A 24160-nucleotide genomic window follows, 5' to 3' on the forward strand; every position below is an offset into this window, starting at 1 on the left:
CCGCGGACGCGGAACGGCCACCCGCGACACACACATGCATGGATTGCTATATATCAACTTCGCCATGCATGGTCCGCGACAGCACGCCCACGGACCACCGATCAGCACGCCCAGGAGCAGAAGCGCATGAGCACCACCACCGAGCACCGCACCCACGACGACCACACCCACACCCACGGCGCCGGCTGCGGCCACGTCGCCGTCCCGCACGGCGACCACACCGACTACGCCCACGACGGCCACCTTCACAAGATCCACGACGGCCATGTCGACGAGTGTGCGAGCGCCGGCCACACCGCGCACGAGGCACATGACCACCAGCACGGCGAGGGCTGCGGTCATGTGGCCGTGCCGCACGAGGACCACGTCGACTTCTGGCACGACGGCCACCGCCACGCCGCCCACGAGGGCCACTGGGACGACCACTGACGATCCGCCGCACCCGGGGTTCCCGACAGGCGAATCGAAAACCATTGTCACATGCTAATGTTTGCATGTGATGACTCCCCCATCTCCGACGGACGAGCCGATACGGGCCCTGCAAGCGGCCAGTGACCTCCTGAAGGCACTGGCCTCGCCCGTCCGTGTCGGCATCGTCCGCGAGCTCTCCCAGGGCGGGAAGTACGTCCACGAACTGGTCGACGCCCTCGGCGTGAGCCAGCCGCTGGTCTCCCAGCATCTGCGCGTGCTGCGCACGTCGCGGATCGTGACGGCCCGGCGTCAGGCCCGGGAGATCCAGTACGTCCTCACCGACGACCACGTGGCCCACATCGTGCTGGACGCCATCCGGCACTCCCAGGAGTAGCCCCCGCGGCGATCGCCGGGAGGACGGCGAGGGGTCACAGGAGCTCCGGACGCCTCCACTCCTCACCCAGGACATGGTGGTCGAGGAAGTTGAGGACCGTCTCGTACAGGAGGCGCAGGTTGTTCGGTGCCTCTACGCCGTGGGGCTCGTCCGGGAAGTACAGGAACCGGACGGGCACTCCCTGGCGTCGGAGGTCGTGTTGGAGTTCCCGGGACTGGCCCGGGGGGACGCGGGAGTCCCGGCCGCCGTGCACGATCAGCATCGGGGTCGTCAGCTTCGCGGCGTCGAGGTGGGGCGAGTCGGCGTCGTAGCGCTCACGCTGGATGCGGGGGTCGCCGAAGATCTTCCGGAAGTACGTGTGCAGGTCGGTGTCACCGTGGAAGGACTCCAGGTTCCACATCCCGGCGTGGGAGACGAGCGCCCTGAAGCGGTCGGTGCGCGTGGCCGTCCGGTTGGCGAGGTAGCCGCCGTAGGACCAGCCCGCGAGGGCCGTTCGGGCCGGGTCGAGGTCGGCGCGGGACAGTGCGGCGTCGGTGAGCGCGATGACGTCGTGGTAGGGCCGGCCGCCGTACTGGCCGCGTCCCCGCTCCTGCATGTGCTGCCCGTATCCGGAGGACAGGGCAGGGTCGGGCAGCAGTACGGCGTAGCCCCGGGCGGCGAACGGCCACGGGTTCCACTGGCAGGACCAGCCGTTCCAGGATCCCTGGGGCCCGCCATGAGGCATGACGAGGAGTGGCGCCGGGTGCTCGGCTCCGGCGCCCTTCGGCAGGACGAGCCAGGCGCGCAACGCGAAGCCGTCGTCCCCGGTCGTGTGCACCTCGGTCAGCGTGCCGGGGAGAGGACCGAGGTCACCCGGCGTCCTGAGGGGGGCGGGCTCCTGGTCGGCCTTGGCCGCGTCGAGCCGGACCACCTGGTGGGGGCTGTCGATGTCGCCGCGCAGCGCGTGGAGGGTGGAGCCGTCGGGCGTCACACAGAGGGAGGAGTAGGTGCCGGAGGCGGTCAGGCGGGTGACCGTGCCGTCCGGGTCGCGGCGGAAGACCGGGCAGTGGCCCTGTTCGTCGCCGGTGAACCACAGCGTGGTGTCCCCGGGGACCGGCGAGCAGATCGCCTTTCCCGGCCAGGGCCAGTTGTCGAAGTCCGGCAGGAGATCGGTCTCTTCACCGGACACGGGGTCGAAGGCGACGAGGGTGACCTGCCACGCGGAGTCGTACGTCTCCTCCTGCTGGCGTGAGCAGATCAGGCGGGTGCCGTCGGCGGTGAACACCGGGTTGTAGTACTGGTGTCCGGGGTGGGAGAGGGCCTTGCGTCGCACGCCCGTCGACGCGTCGGCGATCACCACGGTGTTCGTGTCCGGGGCGGCGCCGGTCGGGGCCCGGGTGTGGGCGACCACGGATCCGTCCGGCGAGAGGGCCATGTCCCCGGCGCCCGCGAGGCCTTGGCCACCCACGTCGACCGGCGGGGTGTCGGAGCCGAGGACGAAGGTGTGGGGTTCGGCGGTACCGAGCTCCACACCCTCGCTGCCGGCGGTCGTCTCGTACAGGACGGCGTTGACTTCGGCGCGGCGACGCCGGCGGAGAAGGTCGGCGTGGGTCCGGACGTCTGCGGCGCCGGGCAGCAGCGCCGCCGTGTAGGCGAGTGTGCCGGCACGGGCCGCGGCGGTGAACGCCGTTGTCCCACCCGGGTGGTGGGCGATCCGCTCGGCCGAACCGCTCTCGGAGAGCGACCACAGCGACGGTCCAGGCTCTTCGCCGGAGTCACCGGACTCACGGTCGGAGAGGAACAGCAGGGCGCCGTCGGCGGCGAACGCGGGGGCGGAGTCGCCCTGTTGGGAACCGGGCACCCGGCGTGGATCCCGCTCACCCGCCGGATCCACCTCCCACAGCTCCGACACGTACCGGTTTCCCTCGTCGCCGAGGACCTGCACGGACAGGATCAGACGTGAGCCGTCGGGCGAGAGCACCAGGCCGGTCAGGCGCGGTTGTTCGACGAGGCGGTCGTGGAGGGTACGCGGGTCGTTGACCATGGTGGTCATTCTGCCCACGGAAGGTCCCAGACCGCGTACCCAATTACGGTGACGAACTCGCACTCTCCCCACCGGCCTTGCGCGGGTTCGGACTGACGGCGACTCGCCTACCCGTGGAATCTGTGTACGTACACACTCGCGCCCCCCGCACAACACCTCTCCAGCCTCGACGAAATGCTGCCGACACATGTATTTACAGCTCTGAAAGCACCTTCTACTGTGAACGTTCACGGAAATCATCCACATGGTCATGTCAGACAAGGAGGTCGGGATGACCGTCAAAGGTCCGCGCCGCCTCGTGAGAGCCGCCATGCTCCTGGCGGCCCTCGCCCTGCCCGCATCCCTGCTCACCACGCCCACCAGCGCCTCCGCCGCTGGCTCGCTCACCATGCTCGGCGCCGACGTGTCGACCGCCCAGCGCGCCCTCGACCTCGGTGCCAAGTACTACGACGCGAGCGGCACCGCCAAGGACCCGCTGGACATCCTCAAGGGCCTCGGCGTCAACTACGTCCGGCTGCGGATCTGGAACAACCCCGCGAGCGGCTACAACAACAAGGCCAAGGTGCTGGCGTACGCGAAGCAGGTGAAGGCCAAGGGGCTGAAGCTGCTGGTCGACTTCCACTACTCGGACACCTGGGCGGACCCGGGCAACCAGAACAAGCCCGCCGCGTGGTCCGGCCACAACATCAGCCAGTTGCAGACCGACGTCTACAACTACACGTACGACGTCTGCAACAGCCTCAAGTCGCAGGGCACCACGCCGGACAGTGTGCAGATCGGCAACGAGATCAACGTCGGCATGCTGTGGAACGAGGGCAAGGTCGTCAACAACGACTTCACCAACCTCAGCCTGCTCCTCAAGTCGGGCTACAACGCGACCAAGGCGTGCAACAGCGGCACCAAGGTGATCATCCACACCGCCGACGCCGACAGCGACGCGAACGCACGTTGGTTCTACGACGGCATCAAGGCGAAGGGCGTCAACTGGGACATCACCGGGCTGTCCTACTACTGCCCGTGGCACGGCACCATCGCCAACATGGGCAGTGTCGTGGCCGACATGAAGTCCCGGTACGGCAAGGACGTCGTCATCGCCGAGACGGCCTACCCGTTCACCTCGGCCAACGCCGACGGCACCGCCAACTCCATCACGACCGGCTGCTCGGGATATCCGCTCACCTGGCAGGGCCAGGCGGACAACTTCACCGCCGTGCAGAACGCGGCCCGCAGCAACGGCGCGATCGGGGTCTTCTACTGGGAGCCCACCTGGTACGCGGTGACCGGCAACGGCTGGGACCCGACCGACATCTCGGGCAGCGGCAACGGCTGGGACAACATGGCCGTCTTCAACTGGACCGGCAATGTGAACCCGAACATCAAGTGGACGCCGTAGACGGCTACTTCGACAGGTACGGCACCGTCTTCGGGCGGTGCCGTCCGTCGTTCCCGCGAGTTCCCGGAATGTCGGCCCCCGGCAATCACCACCCGGCGTTGGATCACCGCGGTGGGTGACATTACCCTGTGGTAGCGCCTGAGCGAGGGAAGGAAGCCATGGGGGTCCAACTGAACAGCGGGGCGGCAGCCGGTCACGGGTCGCTGGAGTCGATGAGCCTCGAACCGCTCATGACCCGCGACTACGAACGGGACCCGGCGATCGTGTACGAACGGCTGCGCAGGACCCACGGTACGGTCGCGCCGGTCGACCTGCTGGGGGTGCCCGTGTGGCTCGTGCTGGGCTACGAGGAGGCACTGCAGGTCCTCCGCGACGACGACCGGTGGCCGAAGGGCCTGGAGAACTGGCGGGCGCACAGGGAGGGCCGGCTGCCGGCGGACTGGCCGCTGGCGCCGTCGCTGGACGTCAACCACATCCTGATCCAGGGCGGCGAGGGATACCGCGGGCTCAAGGTCGCCTGGGACACGGCGCTGCGGCCGTTCCAGGACCCCCGCCATCCGGTGGCAAAGCAGCTCAAGGCCAAGATCACCCGTGACGCCGACGAACTGATCACCTTGTTCACGCAGGGCGGCCGCACCGGGTGGGCGGATCTGTCGGCGCAGTTCGCGCGGCCGCTGCCCCTCATGGTCGCCAGTCACCTGCTCGGGTTCCCGGGCTCGCAGCACGACGACGCGCTGATGGACATGTGGCGGGTGCTGGACGCGGGCCCCGACGCCGGGCCCGCCCTGGAGCGGCTCCTCGCGACGCTGTCGGAGCTGGGCGCGTCGAAGATGAAGGAGCCCGGCAACGACTTCCCCTCCTATCTGCTCGCCTCCCATCCCGGCCTGAGCGTCGAGGAGTTGTCGCGTGAGCTGATGATGCTGCTGGGGATGACGTCGGACCATGTCGGCATCCTGATCTCCAACACGGTCGTCGAGGTCATCACCGGGAACCTCCCCGCGAGCGCCAGTCTGTCGGCGGGGCTGATCCGGGAGACCATGAACCGGGTGGTGATGCAGAAGCCGCCGCTCATCAACTTCGTCCCGCGGTTCCCGCTGACCGACATGCGGCTCGGCGACTACACCATCGCCGCCGGTGATCCGGTGTGGGTGTCGGTGGGTGCCGCGCACGCCGACCCTTCCTTCGCCGAGAAGGTCTGCCCCGAGTCGACCATCAGCACCCGTGCCCATCTGTCCTGGGGGGCCGGGCCCCGGCAGTGTCCGGCCCGCGAACTGGCCGGTGGTGCGGCCGCGATCGGGGTGAGCAGGCTCTTCGAGCGGCTGTCCGGGCTCGAGTTGTCGCTGCCCGTCGACCAACTTCCCTGGCGGTCCTCGCCGTTCATGCGGGGTCTGCGGTCGCTTCCGGTGCGGTACACGCTCTCGGACGCGCCGGCCCTGCCCGCGGCCCCTCCGGCACACCTTCCCGCCACGGTCGACTCCACCCCGGCCGCCGAGGCCGACGTACGGCCGCGTTCGTCGCTGTGGCGTTATCTGGCCGGGCTGGTGCGCGGGCGCTGACGGTTTCCGGAACAGCCGACTGTTTCCGGAACATCGGAACGGGCCACGAACTCCGCCGAGTTCATGGCCCGTTCTTCGCGGCGGAGCCGGTCAGCCGGCCGGAGGTGTGCGGATCGCGGCGATGTCGAACTGAAGGCGTACCTTCTCGCTGACCATCGCGCCGCCCTCGGCGAGCCGGGTGCTGTAGGTCAGGCCCCATTCGGAGCGGTTGATGGTGGTGGTGCCGTCGAAGCCGGCCCGCTGATAGCCGAACGGGTCGGTGACATGGCCTATGTAGGTGAGTTCGAGGACCACGGGGCGGGTGGTCGACTTGATGGTGAGGTCGCCGGTCATCCGGTACACGTCGGGGCCGACGACCTCCACGCCGGTGCTGACGAACCGCATGCGTGGATAGGTCGCCGCGTCCAGGAAGTCGCGGCCCACCAGGTGGCCGTCGCGCTGTTCCACGCCGGTGTCGACGCTGCCGGTGGAGATGATGATCTCCGCCTGGGAGCGGGAGGGGTCGCGGCCGTCGAAGTAGAGGCGGCTCTGGTACTCCAGGAACGCCCCGCGCACGGTGGTCACCATGGCGTGGCGCACGGAGAATCCGATCCTGCTGTGGGCGGGGTCGATGGCCCATTCCCCGGTCAGGGCCGCCAGTCCGGGATCCGGAAGGACGGCTGTGGCAGTGGCCGACGGCCCGGTGGGGGGCTGGGCGCCGGCGGCGCGTTCCGTCGTGCGGTCCGCGCGACGGAACGTGGTGCCACGGTTGAACAAGTTCATGCATCACCTAATTAGTGCACGGGAGTTGTTGCCGCAAGCCGTGATCTGCCGTCGACGAAATATCCACGCATTCGCCACACGATTCCCTGAACAGTGGGGGGGGAAATCGGCTAGTCGACCCCGACGAGGGTATGCACTTCGAAGTCCTCGTATGTCTCCTTTGTTTCGGGGCTGCTGAGTGTCGAGCCGAGCCAGCCGAGGAGGAAGCCGGCCGGGATGGAGACGATTCCGGGATTCTGCAACGGGAACCAGGCGAAATCGGCGTCCGGGTAGAGGGAGGCGGGGGCCGAGGAGACGACCGGGGAGAAGACGACGAGGAGCACGGAGCAGAGCAGGCCCCCGCAGAGGCTCAGGAGGGCGCCCTGTGCGGTGAACCGGCGCCAGAAGAGGCTGTAGACGAGGGTCGGGAGGATGGCGGACGCGGCGATGGCGAAGGCCAGGAAGGCGAGGGTCGCGGAGTTGGCGCCCCAGGAGACCAGGGCCAACAGCATGCCGAGGATGCCGATGACGGCCGCCGCGAGCCGGGCCACGGCCAGTTCCTCCCTTTCGGTGGCCCCGCCCTTGCGGATCACCTCGCCGTAGAGGTCGTGGGCGAGGGAGGAAGCGGCGGCCAGGGTGAGACCCGCGGCGACCGCCAGGAGGGTGACGAAGGCGAGACAGGACAGCAGGGCGGTCAGGATGGCGCCGCCGAGTTCGTGGGCCAGCAGCAGGACGGCCGCGTTGCCCGTGCGGTCCTTCTCCGCGACGGTGTCGCTGCCGAGGACGGCGGCGGCGCCGAGGCCGAGGACGCCGGCCGCGAGACACACGAGGCTGACCAGGCCCATGGCCCACACCACCGAGGTGCGCAGCACGTCGACCGACTTCGGGGCGAGCAGTCGCATCATCACGTGCGGCAGGGCGGCGAGGCCGAGCACGATGGCCAACTGCAGGCTGAAGAAGTCGAGTTTGCTGGTGACGCTGGCTCCGTAGCGCAGGCCGGGTTCCAGGAACCGCGTGCCCTGGCCGCTGTTGTCCGCCGCGGCGGCGAGGAGGTTCTGGAAGTTCCAGTCGAAGCGGTGGAACACCATCACGGCGGCCACCGTGACGCCGCAGATGAGCATGACCGCCTTGATGACCTGGATGAAGGTGGCTCCGGGCATGCCCCCGATGGCGGCGTAGACGATGACGATGGTGCCGATGACGACGACACACAGGGTGCGGGTGGCAGCGCTGGGTTCGCCGGTGAACTGGGTCAGCAGGGCGACACTGCCGACGAGTTGGGCGACGAGGTAGAGAACGGTGATGACCAGGGTGCACAGGGCAAGGGCCAGGCGGACGGGTCGCCGCATGCGTGTGAGACGCATCGCGAGGGTGTCACCGAGGGTGAACCTGCCTGTGTTGCGCAGGGGTTCGGCGATCAGGAGCAGGACCATCATCCAGGCGACCGCGGTTCCGCACAGGTAGAGCAGCCCGTCGTAGCCGGTCAGGGCGACCAGGCCGGTGCTGCCCAGGAGGGTGGCGGCCGACAGGTAGTCGCCGCACATCGCGAGGCCGTTGCGCAGCGGCGACATGGTGCGGTCGCCGAGGTAGAACTCGCTGATCTCGTCGCGCTGGGGCGCGGTCAGCAGCGCGGTGAACAGGGTCACCACGACCACGGACAGGAAGAGCACGAACGTCAGCTGCAGACTGAGGCGGTCCGTGACGGAGGCGCCGAGCGTCACCATGGGCGGAACTCCTCGCCGTGCGGGGCGTTGCGTGCCTCGAAGGCGGCGCGTTCGCGATCCGTGGCCTCCTGGTGGCGGACGAGGCCGCGCAGGCCGCGGACGACCGGGGTGACGCGGGTGCGCATGTGCACGAGATAGCGCCACACGATCACGCCCATCAGCACGAACTGCCCGAGCCCCAGGGCGAGTCCGATCGTGAGGTGGCCGCTCAGGGGAGTGTTCATCAGGCCGGGCAGAAAGCTCGACAGCAGGACGTACAGCAGGAATCCGCCCACGGCGGCGGCGGTCGCCCGGACCCCGAAACGGCGGTGGGTGTGGCGGAGCGACTGGTACGCGGGTTGCTGCGACACCGTCTGCCGGTCCGCCGGTTCGGGTCCTGTTCCGTAAGGGGGCGGCGACCCGCCGAGCCCCATGGAGTGCCGTGACACATGCACCTTCTCTGCTGCCGCGCCGGTCGTCGCATGAAAGGCACGCCGAAGTCATGCTCGAGCGGACTTGTGGGGGGTTCGTGAATCTGGAATTCGCGTGATTCGAATTTCGTGCCGACGACAAGCCCGGTAGGGCGGCCGGCCCGCGGATCGGGGGTGGCGACGTGGCCAGGACCGGGATTGTTGCAGCGCCGCCGTTGAACTATCAACCGGCCGGTCGGACCGAATCCGCGCACTGACTCATTCACGCGCTTCGATACATGTACTCGCCATCGCACAGCCTGCGAAAAGGCCGCCTCCCGGAACAGGTCTGCACCTTCTCTCCGGCCAGGTTGTCTCAAATGCAGTGCACAGCGGACATCCTCGCCGTGCGGGGCCTCTTGTCACCCAGGCACGAAGGCCGGCCTCTCGGGACTCATCTCCCGCAAACAGAACGGCGTTGGGCTCGGCCGGTCCCCGGGGCGCTGCCATATTCGAAGGCCACTTCGGAGGTGGTTGTGACACTAGAGGTGACGACGACACGTCTGCCCGACCGCACCGCCGACCGCGTCCTCGCGCTGGAAGCCCGGCGGGCGCAGGCCGTCGCCGGGAGCGGGCCGAGGAGACGGGGCAAGTTCGGTGCCCGGGAGCGGATCGAACTGCTGCTGGACACCGGCTCGTTCACCGAGACCGGCCTGTTCGTACGGGCCCGGGCGACCGGGGACGGGTCCCGACGCCCTTACGGGGACGGCGTGATCACCGGGTACGGCACCGTCGACGGCCGTCCCGTCTGTGTGTTCGCCCAGGACTCCACGGTCTTCGGCGGCAGCATGGGCGAGGCCTTCGGCGAGAAGACGGTGGCCCTCATGGACCTGGCCCTGAGGACGGGCTGCCCGGTCATCGGGCTCAACGACGGGGGCGGCGCCCGCATCCAGGAGGGTGTCGTCTCCCTCGCGCTCTATGCCGAGCTGGTGCGCCGCAACGTCCAGGCGTCCGGAGTGATCCCGCAGATCTCCGTCGTCCTGGGCCCCTGTGCCGGCGGGGCCGCCTACTCCCCCGCCATCACCGACTTCACGGTGATGGTGGACGGCGCCTCGCACATGTTCGTCACCGGGCCCGACGTCATCGAGGCGGTCACCGGGGAGCGCACCAGCGCCGAGGAGCTGGGCGGCGCCCGCACCAGCAACTCCGTCAACGGCAACGCCCACTTCCTCGCCGCCGACGAGGTGGAGGCCCTGGACACCGTACGGGAACTGCTGTCGTACCTGCCCGCCAACAACCTGGAGCGGCCGCCGCGGTACGACCCCGTGCCGCCCCCCGCCGACATCAAGCTGGACGAGACGGTGCCGGACCGGCTCGGGCAGGCGTACGACATGCGGGACATCCTGCGGGCGGTCGTCGACGACGGTGAACTCCTGGAGATCCAGGAGCTGTTCGCGCCGAACATCATCTGCGCGCTGGCGCTCGTCGAGGGCGCGCCCGTCGGTGTCGTCGCCAACCAGCCGTTGCGCGCGGCCGGGGTGCTGGACATCGACGCCTCCGAGAAGGCCGCGCGGTTCGTACGGTTCTGCGACGCGTTCGGCATTCCGCTGCTGACCTTCGCCGATGTGCCGGGCTATCTCTCCGGGGTCCGGCAGGAGCAGGCCGGGATCATCCGGCGCGGCGCCAAGCTGCTGTACGCCTACGCGGAGGCGACAGTGCCGAAGGTGACGGTGGTGGTGCGCAAGGCGTACGGCGGCGGGTACGCGGTGATGGGCTCCAAGCACCTGGGCGCCGACGTCAACCTCGCCTGGCCCACCGCGCGGATCGCGGTGATGGGCGCCGAGGGCGCGGTGGGCGTCCTGCACCGGCGCGAACTCGCCGCCGCCGACGACCCCGAGGCGCTCAGGGCCCGACTCGTCACCGCGTACGAGGACACGTACGGGACGCCCTATCTCGCCGCCGAGCGAGGGTACGTCGACGCGGTCATCGCCCCGCGCGACACCCGTGACCACATCTGCCGTGCCCTGCGCGCGCTGCGCGGGAAGCGCGCCCCGATGCCGGAGCGCCGGCACGGCAACATCCCGCTCTGATTCGCCTCGCGAGGAGACCTGCCTGATGGACAGCCGCCGTCCCCCGCTCGCCCCCGCGTTCCGCACCCTGCCGGAGTACGTACGGCACTGGGCGGAGACCACCCCCGACCGCCGGGCCTTCACCTTCGTCGACCATCCCGCCCCGGACTCGCGTGGCGTCCACCGCACGCTGACCTGGCGCCGACTGGACGTACGCGTCCGGGCGGTGGCCGCACAGCTGGCCGAGGAGGCCGAACCGGGGGCACGGGTCGCGCTGCTGTGCCCGCAGGGTCTTGAGTACGTCACCGGGTTCCTCGGGGCGCTCGCGGCGGGTCTGGTCGCCGTACCGCTGTATCCGCCGGGCCTGCCCGGTCAGGGGGACCGGCTGACGGCGGTCCTGGCCGACGCGCGTCCCGAGGTGGTCGTGACGACGAGTCGACACCTGGGCCAGGTACAGGAGTTGGGCGAGCGGGTCGTCGCCGTGGACCGGGTGCCGGACGCCGCGGCCGGAGATCTGCGGCCGGTCGCCGGAGAGGTCGCCTACCTCCAGTACACCTCCGGTTCGACCCGCACCCCGGCGGGTGTGGAGATCGGCCACGCCAATGTCGTCGCCAACGCCCGGCAGGCGCTGGGCGCTTACGGTGCCGACATGCATCCGGTGACCTGCGTGGGCTGGCTGCCGCTCTACCACGACATGGGTCTGGTGTTGAGCGTCGCCGCCCCGGTCGTGCGGGGGCTGCTGTCGGTGCTGATGGATCCGGTCGGCTTCCTGCACGAACCCGCCCGCTGGCTACGGCTGTTGGCCACGCATCCACGGGCCCTCAGCGCGGCGCCCAACTTCGCCTACGACTACTGCGCCTCGACCGTGACCGACGCGCAGAAGGCGGAACTGCGGCTGGACGGGGTGGTCGCGCTGATCAACGGCAGCGAGCCGGTCCGCCCCGTCACGGCCGACAGGTTCCAGGCCGCCTTCGCCGGTCAGGGGCTCGGCACGCAGACCCACTGTCCGTCGTACGGCCTCGCCGAGGCGACCGTCTTCGTCAGTGCCGCCCGGCCCGGGGAGCCGTTGCGCCGGTTCGCGCTCGACCGGGACGCGCTCGCGGAGGGGAAGGCGCTGCCCGCGCGGCCCGACGATCCCAGGGCCGTGCTGCTGGCGGGCTGTGGCACCCCGGCCGGGCAGCGGGTCCGGATCGCCGATCCCGTCTCCGGCGACCGGTTGTCCGAGGGGGAGGTCGGTGAGATCCAGGTGCAGGGTCCCAATGTGGGGCGCGGCTACTGGAACCATGAGCAGCAGACCCGGCGCGTGTTCGGCGCGGACGGCTGGTTGCGCACCGGTGACCTCGGGACGGTGCTGGAGGGGCAGTTGGTCGTGACCGGGCGGCTGAAGGACCTCATCGTCGTCGACGGCCGCAACCACTATCCGCAGGATCTGGAGGCCACCGTCCAGGACGCGCATCCGGCGGTACGGCGCGACCGGCTCGCCGCGTTCGGGGTGGCGGGCGGGTCCGGTGAGCGGGTGGTCGTGGTGGCCGAGCACGCGCGCACCACGAGCCTCGCCGAGATCGACGTACCGGCACTGGTACGGGCCGTGCGGGCGGCCGTGTCCGGGCGGCACGGGGTGCGGCTCGCCGATGTCCTGCTCGTCCCGCCGGGGACGGTGCCCCGGACGTCGAGCGGCAAGGTGTCGCGGGCGCTGACGCGTGAGCGCTATCTGGCGGGCGCCTACGTGACGGGCGGCGCCGCGTGAGGGCCGTGGACGCGGGTGCGGTGCGCCGGCTGGTGGTGGAGCGGGTGGCCGCGTGGACCGGTACGGACGCGGCGGAGGTGCCGATGGACCGCCCGCTGGCCGATCTCGGCATGTCCTCACGGGACGGGGTCGTGCTGGCGGGGGAACTGTCCCGGCTGACCGGGCGGGAGTTGCCGCCGACGTTGCTGTGGGAGGCGCCGACCGCGGCCGCCCTGGTGGCGCACCTGTGCCGTGCTCCGGCGGAGACTGCCCCGGTGCCGGCCCCGGCGGCTCTCCAGGAGCCCGTCGCCGTCATCGGGCTCGGCTGCCGCCTCCCGGGCGGTGTGCACGGCCCGGACGACTACTGGCGGCTGCTGACCGACGGCGTCGACGCGATCAGACGGGTCCCCGAGGACCGCTGGCGCGACTTCACCGCCTTCCCGCCCGAGGACGCGCTTCCGTACGGCGGCTATCTCGACGACATCGCCGGGTTCGACGCGGACTTCTTCCGGATCACCCCGCGTGAGGCCGCCGTGATGGACCCGCAGCAGCGGATCCTCCTGGAGGTCGTCCACGAGGCCCTCGCCCATGCTGCCGTCCCGGCCGCCTCCCTCGCGGGGACGGCCACCGGGGTCTTCGTCGGGGTCTCCGCGCCGGAGTACGGCTCGCTCACCGGCGCCGACCCGGCGGCCGTCGATCCCTGGGCACCGGCGGGCGGTGCGCTGAGCGTGACGGCGGGGCGGCTGGCGTATGTGCTGGACACGCGGGGGCCGAGCATGGCCGTGGACACCGCCTGCTCCTCCTCGCTGGTCGCGCTGCACCACGCCTGCGTGAGTCTGCGCACCGGCGAGAGCGACACGGCGATCGCGGCTGGCGTCAATCTGCTGCTCTCCCCCACCGTCACCGTGGCGTTCCGACGGGCGGGCGCGCTCGCGCCGGACGGGAGGTGCAAACCGTTCTCGCCGGACGCCGACGGCATCGGACGCGGCGAGGGCTGCGCCGCCGTGCTCCTGAAGCGGCTGTCCGACGCCGAGCGGGACGGCGACCGCGTCCTCGCCGTCATCCGCGCAACGGCCGTCAACTCCGACGGCAGATCCAACGGCCTGCTGGCCCCCAACCCCGCCGCCCAGCAGGCCCTGCTGACCGCCGCCTACGCGCGCGCCGGGCTCGCCCCGGCCCACGTCGACTACGTCGAGGCGCACGGCACCGGCACCCCGCTCGGCGACCCGATCGAGGCGGGCGCGCTCGGTGCCGTGCTCGGTGCGGGCCGCGACCCCGACCAGCCGCTGCTCCTCGGTTCGGTGAAGGGGAACCTGGGGCACCTGGAGGCCGCCGCGGGGATCGCCGGGCTGGTGAAGACGGTGCTCGCCCTGCACCACGACGTCATCCCGCCGTCCCTGCACTGCGCCGACGGCAGCGCGGTGGACGACGTACGGCTGCGGGTGGTGTCCGAGGGCGAACCGTGGCCGCGTTACGGCGGTACGGCCACCGCCGGGGTGTCCGGGTTCGGGTTCGGCGGCACCAACGCCCATGCGGTACTGGAGGAATGGCGGCCCGGCGTCCTGCCCCCGCCTCCGCCCGAGGAACCCCGTGCCCGGCTCCACCTCCTGTCCGACGTGGACGAGGAGCGCCTGCGGGACACCGCGGCCCGTCTCGCCGACCGGCTCCGGACGGCTGCCGCGCACTCCGCCGACGTGGCGCGCACACTGGCCGGACGGACGGGGCGCGGGAGTGTACGGGCGGCGGTGATCGCCCGGGACCGCGAGCAACTCGTGGACGGACTGGCCGCGTTGGCGCAGGGGCGCCCGCACGGGAAGGTCGCTGTGGGCGAGCGGGATCTCGTGGGCCCCGGTCCGGTCTGGGTCTTCTCCGGGTACGGCAGCCAGTGGGCCGGAATGGGACGCCGGTTGCTCACCGAGGAGCCGGCCTTCGCCGCCGCCGTGGAGAAGCTCGACGCCGAGTGCGGACTGTGCCTGTACGACCGACTTTCGTCCGGGAGCGCACTCGACCGGCTGGAGGTCGCCCAGCCGGTGCTGTTCGGACTCCAGGTCGCTCTCGCGGAGTTGTGGCGTTCGTACGGTGTCGAGCCCGCCGCCGTCATCGGCCACTCCCTGGGCGAGGTGGCCGCCGCGGTGTGCGCGGGCGCCCTGGACATGTCGGAGGGCGCCCGGATCGTCGCCGTACGGGCCCGGCTGCTGAGCGGGTTGCAGGGTGGGGCCATGGCGGTCGTCGACCTCGACGACGGTGAACTCGACGTGCTGGCCCGGGACTTCCCCGGCGTGCATGTCGCCGTCCATTCCTCGCCGGTGCAGAAGGTGGTCACCGGTGAGGAGCGGGCGGTGGCACGGCTCGTTCGGTGGCTGGAGGGGCGGGGGCGGACGGCTCGGTCCATGCGCGTCGTGGGCGCCGGTCACTCGCCCCAGGTCGAGCCGCTGCTGGACGAGTTGACCGCCTCTCTGGCCGACGTCGGAGGCCGTCCGCCCCGGGTGCCCGTCTACTCCACCGTCCTGGATGACCCGCGCGGCGAGTCCCTCTTCGACGCCGCTCACTGGGCCGCGAACCTGCGGCGCCCGGTTCGGCTGGACCGGGCCGTCGCCGCGGCCGCCGCCGACGGCCACTCCGTCTTCGTCGAGATCTCGCCCCATCCGGTGCTGTCCCGGGCCGTCACCGACACCGCGCCCGGCGCGCTCGCACTCGGCACACTGCGGCGGGGCGCCGACGGATGCGCCGACTTCCTCGCGCAGATGGGGGCCTTGTACTGCGCCGGCGGGCGCCTGCCCATGCCCCCAGGCCGGGTCATCGACCTGCCCGCACCGCGCTGGCGGCATGCGCGGCACTGGTGGACCGACGGGCGAACGGCGGCACCCACGAAGGTGCACGTGCCGGAGGACACCTCGGTCGCCGCCCGTCTGTGCCACCACATCGCCACCGTCACCGGCCACCCGGCCGGCCGTGTCACGCCCGCCACCGCACTGGCCGACCTCGGCCTGGACTCACTGATGGCCGTCCGCGTCCGCACGGCCGTGGAGCGGGAGTTCGGCATCGAGCTGCCCCTGCGCGAGCTGCTCGGAGCCGCCACCGTCGCCGAGGTGGCCGACCGCCTCCGCACCGGCGTGGTGCGGCCCCTGCACGTTGCCGGTTCCCGCCCCCCGCTGTTCCTCGTGCACGCCGCCGGCGGAACGACCGACGTCTACCGGGCGCTCGCCGAACGCCTGGGCGGCGAGCGGTCCGTGTACGGTCTCGAACGGATCGAGGACGCCCGCACGGTGACCGAGAAGGCGCGCCGTTACGCCGAAGCCGTCACCGGCGTCCACCCCGACGGGCCCTGTCTGCTGGGCGGTTGGTCCTTCGGCGGCTTCGTCGCCCAGGAGACCGCACGGCAACTGACCGCCGCGGGGCGGGAGGTGGAACATGTGGTGCTCATCGACTCCGTACGGCCCCTCCCCCGGCCCGATCGCACACCGGCCGACCGGATCCGCGCCCACTTCGAGGGGTTCGCCCGCCATGTCGGCGACACCTACGGGGTCCGGCTGGAGCTGCCGTACGACGAACTCGTCGCGACGGACGACGACGGCGAGCGCATCGACACCGTGCTGCGGATCCTGCGCGCGGCCACCGAAGTGCCGTCCGCCGCCCTGGAGCACCAGCGCTCCTCCTACCTGGACCTGAGGATCGGCGAGGCCCACCGGCCGGGCCGGTACGACGGGCGGGTGGTCCTGTACCGGGCCACCGAGTCCGCTCCGCACACCGTGCGTGATCCCGCCTACGAACGGGACGACGAGGCGCTGGGCTGGGACGAGGTGTGCCCGCGCCTGACCGTCGTACCGGTCACGGGACACCACCTGTCGCTGCTCGACCCGCCGCACGTCGACGAGATCGCCGCCCACCTGGGGCGGGAGCTCGCCGAGGGGACCCGCTGATCGTGATCCGAGGAGAGCCGCCATGCACCGTCGCACCACCGCAGTGTCCCGACGTACCGTCACCAAGGCCGCGGCCGGTGCCGGTCTGGCCGTCCTGTTCGGCGCCCGGACCGCCTCCGCGGTCGGGTCACGCACGATCGACGTGTCCGTGTCCTCCACCGCGCTGGGCCGCAGCGCACCCGTCCGGCTGATCCTCCCGACGAGTTTCGGCACCCGGCCCACGCGCACCTACCCCGTGCTGTACCTGCTGCACGGCGCCCACGACGACTACACCTCGTGGACGCGGGAGACGGACATAGAGGCCTTCACCGAGGGCCGGGACCTGATCGTGGCGATGCCCGACGCGGGTCCCACCGGGATTCCCTCCGCCTGGCGCGGCGGCCCTGACTACGAGACCTTCCAGCTGACGGAGGTTCCGGCGCTGCTCGCGCGTGACTACCGGGCCTCCGGAGTGCGGGTCGTCGCGGGGGTGTCCACCGGCGGCTACGGTGCCATGGCGCACGCGGCACGGCATCCGGGCCTGTTCAACGCGGCGGCCTCCTACAGCGGCATCCTCGACACCAGGGCGCCCGGCGTCCCCGCCCTGATGGACGCCATCGTGGCCCGCGAGAACCTGGTGCCCTCCTCGCTGTGGGGCAATCCGTTCCTGAACCTGCTCACCTGGCGCGACTTCAACCCGCGCGACCGGGCGCAGGGGCTGCGCGGCACCTCCCTGTACGTCTCCAGCGGCAGCGGGCTCGCGGGCGGCACGGGCGACTGGCTGCCGGAGGCACTGGAGAGCGCCCTGTGGCCCTCCGCCCACGGCTTCGCCGACACGCTCGCACTGCTGCGCATCCCGGTCACCACGCACTTCTACCCGGGCGGAGGGCACAGCTGGGCCTACTGGAAGAAGGAGTTCACCGCGTCGTGGCCGATGCTCGCCGCCGGGCTGGGGGTGCGTGAGTGATGTCGGTACCGTCGGGGCACGGAACGCAACGCAGGGGTCGTCCGTCCAACACGGGACTTACCCCTCGCCCCACGGGAAACAGCCCGCGGGTGAGCCGTTTCCGGGTGAAAGGAGGGTCCCCCTTGGCCACCCCCGTCCCGCACGGTGTCCCGGAGGGCCTTGACGCCGCCGCGGTACCGCCCGATCTGGCCGAACTGCTGCGCGCCCAGCTGGAGGAGGTCGCCGACCAGGTCGAGGAGGAGGTCCGCCGGGAGGTGCCCGAGTACGCGCGTCCGGCCGACGGGACCTACCGCGAGCACCTCAGAGCCGGCGTGGTGCAGGCACTGACCCTGTTCGTCGACCACATCGCCGACCCGCGCGGGCAGGGGGACGCGATCACGGCGACGTACTACGAACTCGGGCGCGGCGAGGCCCTGGAGGGGCGCAGCCTGGACGCGTTGCAGTCCGCGCTCCGGGTCGGGGGGTTGCACGCCTGGCGCCTGATGGGCCGTACGGCGGAGCAACTCGGCCTGGACTCGGCCGTGGTGACGGCGCTCGGCGAACTCGCCTTCCGTACCGTGCACGAGGTCGCGGAGGCGGCCGCCGCCGGGTACTCGGAGGCCCGCTCGCACAACACGGACGAGCTGGAGCGGCGCCGCAGGCGGCTGCTGGACCTGCTGCTCGGCGAGGGCCCGGTGGCCCTCGCGGCCGTACAGGATCTGGCGCACGGGGCGCGGTGGCCGGTGCCCGGGCAGGTCGCGGTCGTCGCGCTCGCGGCCACCCCGGACCAGCGGGAGGAGGACTGGCCGCTGGCGGCCGCGGGCGCGCTGGTGGACATGGAGTCCAGACCGCCGCGGATGCTGATGCCCGACCCGGAGGGTTCCGGGCGTTTCGCGGGCCGGGCGTTCGCTCTCGCGCTGCGCGGGCGGCCGGCGGCGATCGGGCCGACGGTGCCGCTCGCCGAGGCCGCCCAGTCGCTGCGCTGGGCCACGCGGGCCCTGGGGTTGATGGGCCGGGGAATCCTGCCCCGGCAGGGTGTGGTGCGCTGCGCGGAGCATCTGTCGACGCTGCTGCTGCACAGCGACGAACCCATGCTGGACCAGCTGCGGGCGCGGGCCCTGGCCCCGCTGGAGACGGTGTCGGAGGGCCAGCGCGAGCGGCTCGCCGAGACGCTGCTGGCGTGGCTGCTCAGCGGCAGCAATGTGCCCGACGTCGCCACGCGTCTCCATGTCCATCCGCAGACGGTGCGCTATCGGCTGCGCCAGCTGGAAAAGGTCTTCGGTGAATCCCTGCACGATCCGGGGGCTCGCCTCGATCTCATTCTGGCACTCACCACCGCACAAAAGAACGAGGAATTCCTGAATTCCCGTCCATAACACCGGACCCGGTCAAGCGAATACGTTCAAGGCATCCTTTCCACAGGCGTTTCACACGCCCCACCCTCAAAGGATCCCCCCATGCGTATTCGCTTGTGCCTTGCCGCACTCTCGCTGATCGGCGGGGCTTCGGTGGCCACCGTCTCGGCGCCTTCGGCATCCGCGGCGGCCTGCTCGGACATCGACGTGGTCGCCGCTCGCGGCACGTTCGAACCGGGCACACTCGGCCTGATCGTCGGCGACCCGGTGTTCTCCGCCCTGCAGAAGAAACTCACGGGACGGAATCTGACCAGCTATAAGGTCAACTATCCCGCGGACCTTTCCCTCACCTCGGCCGCGCAGGGCAACGCCGATCTGGTGAACCACGTCAACAGCCAGGCGGCTTCCTGTCCGAACCAGCGTTTCATCCTGGTCGGCTATTCGCAGGGCGCGAACGTCGTCGACAACTCCATTGGCATCAGCAGCGCCGGTGCGGTGGTCGGCAGTCCCATCGTGGCGACGATTCCGGCCGCGCTGGAGCGGAGGGTCGCCGCAGTGCTGCTGTTCGGCAACCCGATCCGGGCGATCGGCAAGAGCGTCACCGGGACCTACCAGAGCCGCACCATCGACTTCTGCGCGAAGGGCGACCCCGTCTGCGAGGCGGGCGGCAACGACACGCTGGCGCACCTCGGGTACACGGCGAACGCCGACGCGGCGGCGAGCTTCGCCGCGGGCAAGGTCTGAGCGAGGGCATTCTGAAGGGCCTGGGAGTCGCTCCCAGGCCCTTCTTCCCTGGGTGAGGGGTCATTGAGGCGTGCGGGCGAACTCCGTGAGCGCGGTGGACACCGGCTCGGGCCGCCCGTTGTTCTGCACCGGTGCCGCCGTCAGCACGTCGAGGTGCTGGTAGCCGTCGGCGACCACGGGGTGCAGATCGGCCGGGACCCGCCCGGCGAGCAGTCCGTCGCCCGCGAGGACCGTGAGCGTCGGGTTGGCGGTGAGCCCGTCGGGGTGCACGACGAGCTTCTTCACCTGTGGGGAGTCGGCCAGTTCGAGGTCGGTGACCAACTTGGTCGGGAAGTACTGCTCGGTGAAGTCCAGCGGCTGTGCGGCCATGCTGCGCGCCAGTTCCTGGATGTCGGTGACCTCCTTGCCCGCGGCGGTGAAGGGCGTCCCGTCGGACGACTTGTACCCGGGGTCGTCGGGATCGCCGACCCGGTCGTAGTTGCGCCAGGTGTAGAGCGGACCGTGGGGTTCGGCGGGGATGGCCTTGTACTCGGTGCCGAAGAGCCCCGGTTGCGCGGAACTCCCGTTGGTGACGGGGAAGTTCTTGTCGGTGATCGGTCCGCCGTCGAAGAACCCGACGCTGCTCTGCAGGAACGCGAGCGGTACGGACTGGTCGTCCATCAGCGAGCCGAGCACCGCCTGGTTGGTGAGCCGGAAGTCCTTCACCGCGGGTGAGCCGGTGAGGAAGGTGGCGGTGTCCTTGGAGAACAGGAAGCGGTTGGTGGCCTCGATGTTGGTGTTGACGGGCAGATAGCCCGGCAGGTCGGCCTCGCCGCCCGGGTCCTGGAGCGCGCCCACGCCCGCGATCGCGAGCAGGGTCATGGTCTCCGGGTTGAGCAGGACGGGCGCGGACAGCGAGCGCGGGAGGACTCCGCTGTCGAGTCCGGCCTGGACGGCGCCGTAACCGAGGCCCACGTCGGGCAGGTTGGTGTCGTCCGGGATGCTGCCGCTCAGGTCGGCGAGCGAGGTGGAGACGGTGGTGTCGAGGGCGAAGTAGCCGGCGCACTGGTTCTGTCCGGCGTCGGCGGTCGTGGCGGGGTTGCCGTCGAAGTCGGCGGCGGCGAAGTAGCCGGTGATGACACCACCGAGCGAGTGGCCGCCGCACAGTACCTTGTCCTTGCGGACTCCCTGGTCGGGCAACTCGGCGGCGAGCAGGTCGTATTCGTCACGCACGGTCTGCTGGATGCCGAGCTTCGCCATCCAGCCGAGCCGGTCGTTGCCGACGAACCCGCCGAAGGTGCGGCCCTGGACCTGCTTGCCGCGGTAGTAGTAGTCGACGGCGGTGTGCTGGTCGCCGGAGGCGATCCCGGTGCGGTCCTCAAGGCAGTTGGAGCGCCGGTCCAGGGCCCAGAACTCGATGTGCCGGCCCTGCGCGGCGGCCCGGGCCACGGTGTTGCGGGCGACGCTGTCGAAGGCACCGGCGCCCTCCAGGATGCCCGGTTGGGCGACGAGGACCCGGTCGGCGTCGGCCGATGACGCCGGACCCGCCGAGGACCGGTAGCGCAGGTACGACAGCCAGTCGCACGCCGCCGGACGGGCGCCGAAGGACGCCGGCAGCGGTGCCTTCACGCGGACGACCGTCTCGGTCACACCCCCGATCGACCCGACGGCTGTCTCGGTCCGTGCGCTCTCCGCGGACGCCGACGCGGTGAACGCTCCGGTGGTCAGCAGCGCCGCCAGCGCGGCGGTACCCAGCGTCTTCGAGGTTCCTTTTCTGCTGCGACTCGTGTTCATGCTGGGACGGTAGGGCGGCGGGCAGCGCCCTCTCGGGGGTTGCTCACAAGAACGCAGGGCCCGGTGGACCCTTTGTCACCAGCCGCAGGAAGACGTCAGCCGTCGTGCAGGGTGCGGCGCGGTGAGCGTTCGTAGGAGTGCCGGTAGAGGGTGGCGAAGCGGCCCGGGTGGTAGAAGCCCCAGCGGGCGGCGATGTCCGTGACCGTGTTTCCGTCCTCGGGGTCGGCGGCCGCCAGTTCGTCGTGGGCATGGGCGAGCCGGACCTGGCGGACGTAGGCGAGCGGCGTGCTGTCCAGGTGCCGGCGGAACGCGTACTGCAGCGCACGGACGCTGACGTGGGCCGCCTCCGCGATCTGGGCGACGGTGAGCGGCCGGTCGGCGTGGCCGTCGATGAAGGCGAGGGCGCGGCGCAGGGCAGCGGGGTGGGCGTCCTGGCGGTCGGGGCCCGTGGGGTCGGTGGACGCGGTGTTGGGGAAGGTCGCCAGGACCGTCGCGGCCAGGTGCTGGGCGGCGGTGGAGGCGACCAGCGGCCGGTCGGCGATGGCGGGATCCGCCAGGACGTGGTCCTGCACATAGCGGATGGTCGCCCGCAGCCGCTCGCCCGCGGCGGAAGTGAGCGGCCGGTGCCCGGTCAGCCGGACCGGTTCCGGGCGTGGTCCGTCAGCGGTCCCGGCGACCTGGGTGAGCAGCTCGGGGTCCAGCATGGTGATGTTGTAGCGGGCCGCGTGGACACGACCTGCGTAGGACAGCTCGGGCGGGACGAAGGACACCACGTCACCGGGGCCGAACGAGTCCGAGACCCCCTGGTAGACATGGTCCTCGATGGTGCCCTCGTGGACCACGCACAAGCAGATCCGGCCCAGCGGGGTGACGGCGTAGCTCATGTCGAAGTCGAGGTCGAGTTCGTCGACACTGACCGAGTCGATGGCGGTGCGGTGGATCCGGGCCCGGCTGCTGTCCGGGGTGCCGTTGCCGATGCGCATCCTCGCGTAGGCGTGGCTGAGGAACTCCTCGGTGCGGTCCAGGTCGTCGCTGTCGAAGGTGAGCGTCTCCATGGCGGCCGAGTCCTTTCACTCGGGTGGGCTCCTTGGTGGCACGTACCCGCGATTGCCGTGATGCTGCGGACCTGTGTTCGTTTTCTGTCCTGGCCGGTGGCGAAGTGTGCGTCCAGTGGCTCGCGGCAGGCGGCCCGAGGCGTCCAGGCTGGAGAGGCGGTGACCGCTGGAGTCGCCGGGCGGCAGGGGGAGAGGGATACAGGGCTGTGCATGACACAACGCGAAGAGCTGGTTGAGAAGATCGAAGAGCTCCAGGAGGAAGTCGCCCAGCTCAGGCAGGCCCTTGTCTCGCACGCAGTGGTCGACCAGGCGATCGGTGTCGTCGTCGCCGTGAGCGGTCTGCGCCCGGAGCAGGGGTGGGAGGTCCTGAAGACCGTGTCCCAGCGCACCAACACCAAGCTGCGGGACGTCGCCCTGCACGTCGTGCACTGGCCCGACGTCGGCAGCCTGCCCGCGGAGATCCGCCCGGCACTGCGCATCGCGCTGGTCGAGGCGCGTGCCGTGCACGGGGGTCGGCCGCTGGTGCGACAGGAACAGTGGTGCAAGGGGTACGGCGACGTCCTGCCCCGGAAAACCGGGTGACGGTCCGGGAGACCTGTGCGTAGCGTTGACCGTATGGAGGTCATCAGCCGTACCCACACCGCAGCCGCGCGAGCGACCAGTTCGCCGGCTGCCGACGCCTGACCTCTCCCACTCCCCCGGCGGCCGGAAACGGACCGCCGGTGCAGGACCTCTGGTCGCCGTCTGTTCCCGCGGTCGTTTCCGGTCCCACCAGACCGAAGGACCATCGCCATGGACACGGACCGGACCGTACGCGTCTTCACCGACTTCTACCGCGAGCGCGGACACCACCCGATCACGGGCAGCACACTGCTGCCGCCACCTGGGGACCCGGTGCTGTTCACCACCTCGGGCATGCACCCGCTCACGCCGTATCTGGAGGGCCGTCCCCATCCCCGGGGCCGGCGCCTGGTCAATGTCCAGCGCTGTCTGCGCACCACGGATCTCGACGAGATCGGTGACTCCACGCATCTGACGGTGTTCGAGATGCTCGGCTCGTGGTCGCTCGGCGACTACGGACACTCGCAGAGCCTTCGCTGGGGCTACGAACTGCTCCGTGAGGGCTTCGGCATCCCCCGGGAGAGACTGCACGTCACCGTCTTCGGCGGCGACGAACAGGTGGGCCCCGATCTCGAATCGCTGCACACCTGGGAGGAGTTGGGTGTGCCCGTGGAGCGCACACGGGAGGACAACTGGTGGTCCAACGGCCCCGTCGGCCCGTGCGGCCCGGACTCGGAGATCTTCGTGTGGACCGGTGGGACCCCGCCCCGGTCCACGCCCACCACGGACCCGCGCTGGGTGGAGATCTGGAACCACGTCGGCATGCGCTACCGCCGTCTCGACGACGGTTCCCTCCAGCCACTGGAACGTCCCGGCATCGACACCGGTATGGGCCTTGAGCGCCTGGTCACCGTCCTGCAGGGCCGCGACTCGGTCTACGACACGGATCTGTTCGAGCCCTGGACACGACTGCTGACACCGCTGTGGGAGCTCGACCGGCCGTCGCTGCGGCTGGTCAGCGACCACCTGCGCTCCGGTGTCGTCGTCATCGGCGACGGGGTACGGCCGTCCAACACCGGGCGCGGATACGTCCTGCGCCGCATCGTCCGCCGGCTGCTCACCACCCTGCGGCGCGACGACCCGTCCCTCACCCTCTCCGACCTGCCCGTGGAGCTCCTCCAGCACACGCTGGACCACTTCCGGCAGACCTGCGGGACGGGCCTGGTCCGGGACGTGCTGCTGGAGGAGGAACGCCGGTTCGACAGACTGCTGGAGCGCGGGCGGCGACTGCTGTCCGGGCCGCGGTACCGGGGGCCGCTGAGCGAGGAGGACTACGAGTACCTCCGCGACACGCACGGTCTGCCCCGCGACCTCGTCATGGGCCTCCGCAACGAGGGATGA

General features: G+C 70.9%; 18 protein-coding genes. 12 read left to right on the plus strand and 6 right to left on the minus strand.

The window, feature by feature from the left end:
• Positions 1-126: 126 nt before the first annotated feature.
• Together AB0D34_RS28370 and AB0D34_RS28375 are read left to right on the plus strand one after the other, a co-directional pair.
• Entirely contained in the window at positions 127-429 is a 303-nt protein-coding gene (locus AB0D34_RS28370) for a hypothetical protein (protein ID WP_362666171.1), read from the plus strand.
• Positions 430-499: 70 nt separating this feature from the next.
• A complete protein-coding gene (locus tag AB0D34_RS28375) occupies positions 500-805 on the plus strand; it encodes a metalloregulator ArsR/SmtB family transcription factor (RefSeq protein WP_362666174.1) in 306 nt (101 codons plus the stop codon).
• 34 nt (positions 806-839) lie between these two features.
• Here AB0D34_RS28375 and AB0D34_RS28380 read toward each other — a convergent pair whose 3' ends face one another.
• A complete protein-coding gene (locus AB0D34_RS28380) occupies positions 840-2837 on the minus strand; it encodes a S9 family peptidase (RefSeq protein WP_362666176.1) in 1998 nt (665 codons plus the stop codon).
• A gap of 262 nt (positions 2838-3099) precedes the next feature.
• On the opposite strand from AB0D34_RS28380, the gene AB0D34_RS28385 reads away from it, so the two are divergent.
• Complete coding sequence (locus AB0D34_RS28385; protein ID WP_362666178.1) at positions 3100-4221, plus strand: glycosyl hydrolase 53 family protein; 1122 nt, start codon at positions 3100-3102, stop codon at positions 4219-4221.
• Positions 4222-4379: 158 nt separating this feature from the next.
• Positions 4380-5777 carry a cytochrome gene (locus AB0D34_RS28390; RefSeq protein WP_362666180.1) on the plus strand — a complete coding sequence of 466 codons (1398 nt, stop codon included), beginning with the start codon at positions 4380-4382 and terminating at the stop codon, positions 5775-5777.
• A 90-nt stretch (positions 5778-5867) separates the two neighbouring features.
• Here the strand turns inward: AB0D34_RS28390 and AB0D34_RS28395 are convergent, their stop codons facing one another.
• From AB0D34_RS28395 to AB0D34_RS28405, 3 genes are all read right to left on the minus strand, one after another.
• Positions 5868-6539 (minus strand): YceI family protein, encoded by a 672-nt coding sequence (locus AB0D34_RS28395; protein ID WP_362666182.1) that lies wholly within the window; start codon positions 6537-6539, stop codon positions 5868-5870.
• 110 nt (positions 6540-6649) lie between these two features.
• Positions 6650-8242 (minus strand): cation acetate symporter, encoded by a 1593-nt coding sequence (locus AB0D34_RS28400; RefSeq protein ID WP_362666184.1) that lies wholly within the window; start codon positions 8240-8242, stop codon positions 6650-6652.
• The gene (locus tag AB0D34_RS28405; RefSeq protein ID WP_362666186.1) at positions 8236-8592 is read right to left on the minus strand and encodes a DUF485 domain-containing protein; all 357 of its coding nucleotides are present in this window, start codon (positions 8590-8592) and stop codon (positions 8236-8238) included. Before AB0D34_RS28405 ends, AB0D34_RS28400 begins: the two co-directional genes overlap by 7 nt.
• Positions 8593-9179: 587 nt before the next feature.
• Here AB0D34_RS28405 and AB0D34_RS28410 point away from each other — a divergent pair.
• The 6 genes from AB0D34_RS28410 (at position 9180) to AB0D34_RS28435 (ending at position 19370) form a co-directional block, all read left to right on the plus strand.
• Entirely contained in the window at positions 9180-10721 is a 1542-nt protein-coding gene (locus tag AB0D34_RS28410) for an acyl-CoA carboxylase subunit beta (protein ID WP_362666188.1), read from the plus strand.
• A 25-nt stretch (positions 10722-10746) separates the two neighbouring features.
• Positions 10747-12447 carry a fatty acyl-AMP ligase gene (locus tag AB0D34_RS28415; protein ID WP_362666190.1) on the plus strand — a complete coding sequence of 567 codons (1701 nt, stop codon included), beginning with the start codon at positions 10747-10749 and terminating at the stop codon, positions 12445-12447.
• Positions 12444-16346, plus strand: coding sequence for a type I polyketide synthase (locus AB0D34_RS28420; RefSeq protein WP_362666193.1), 3903 nt, complete (start codon positions 12444-12446; stop codon positions 16344-16346). Before AB0D34_RS28415 ends, AB0D34_RS28420 begins: the two co-directional genes overlap by 4 nt.
• A 22-nt stretch (positions 16347-16368) precedes the next feature.
• Complete coding sequence (locus AB0D34_RS28425; protein ID WP_362666196.1) at positions 16369-17292, plus strand: alpha/beta hydrolase family protein; 924 nt, start codon at positions 16369-16371, stop codon at positions 17290-17292.
• A 122-nt stretch (positions 17293-17414) separates the two neighbouring features.
• The gene (locus tag AB0D34_RS28430) at positions 17415-18647 is read left to right on the plus strand and encodes a helix-turn-helix domain-containing protein (RefSeq protein WP_362666199.1); all 1233 of its coding nucleotides are present in this window, start codon (positions 17415-17417) and stop codon (positions 18645-18647) included.
• An 81-nt stretch (positions 18648-18728) separates the two neighbouring features.
• Complete coding sequence (locus tag AB0D34_RS28435; RefSeq protein ID WP_362666202.1) at positions 18729-19370, plus strand: cutinase family protein; 642 nt, start codon at positions 18729-18731, stop codon at positions 19368-19370.
• Between the two features lie 60 nt (positions 19371-19430).
• Here the strand turns inward: AB0D34_RS28435 and AB0D34_RS28440 are convergent, their stop codons facing one another.
• Positions 19431-21143, minus strand: a complete 1713-nt coding sequence (locus AB0D34_RS28440; protein ID WP_362666204.1) for a hypothetical protein — start codon at positions 21141-21143, stop codon at positions 19431-19433.
• A 95-nt stretch (positions 21144-21238) separates the two neighbouring features.
• The gene (locus AB0D34_RS28445; protein WP_362666206.1) at positions 21239-22198 is read right to left on the minus strand and encodes an AraC family transcriptional regulator; all 960 of its coding nucleotides are present in this window, start codon (positions 22196-22198) and stop codon (positions 21239-21241) included.
• Positions 22199-22408: 210 nt separating this feature from the next.
• On the opposite strand from AB0D34_RS28445, the gene AB0D34_RS28450 reads away from it, so the two are divergent.
• The gene (locus tag AB0D34_RS28450) at positions 22409-22780 is read left to right on the plus strand and encodes an ANTAR domain-containing protein (protein WP_362666209.1); all 372 of its coding nucleotides are present in this window, start codon (positions 22409-22411) and stop codon (positions 22778-22780) included.
• 210 nt (positions 22781-22990) lie between these two features.
• Positions 22991-24160, plus strand: a complete 1170-nt coding sequence (locus tag AB0D34_RS28455) for an alanine--tRNA ligase-related protein (protein ID WP_362666211.1) — start codon at positions 22991-22993, stop codon at positions 24158-24160.

The organism is Streptomyces sp. NPDC048420, from assembly GCF_040651535.1.
Lineage (GTDB): Bacteria > Actinomycetota > Actinomycetes > Streptomycetales > Streptomycetaceae > Streptomyces.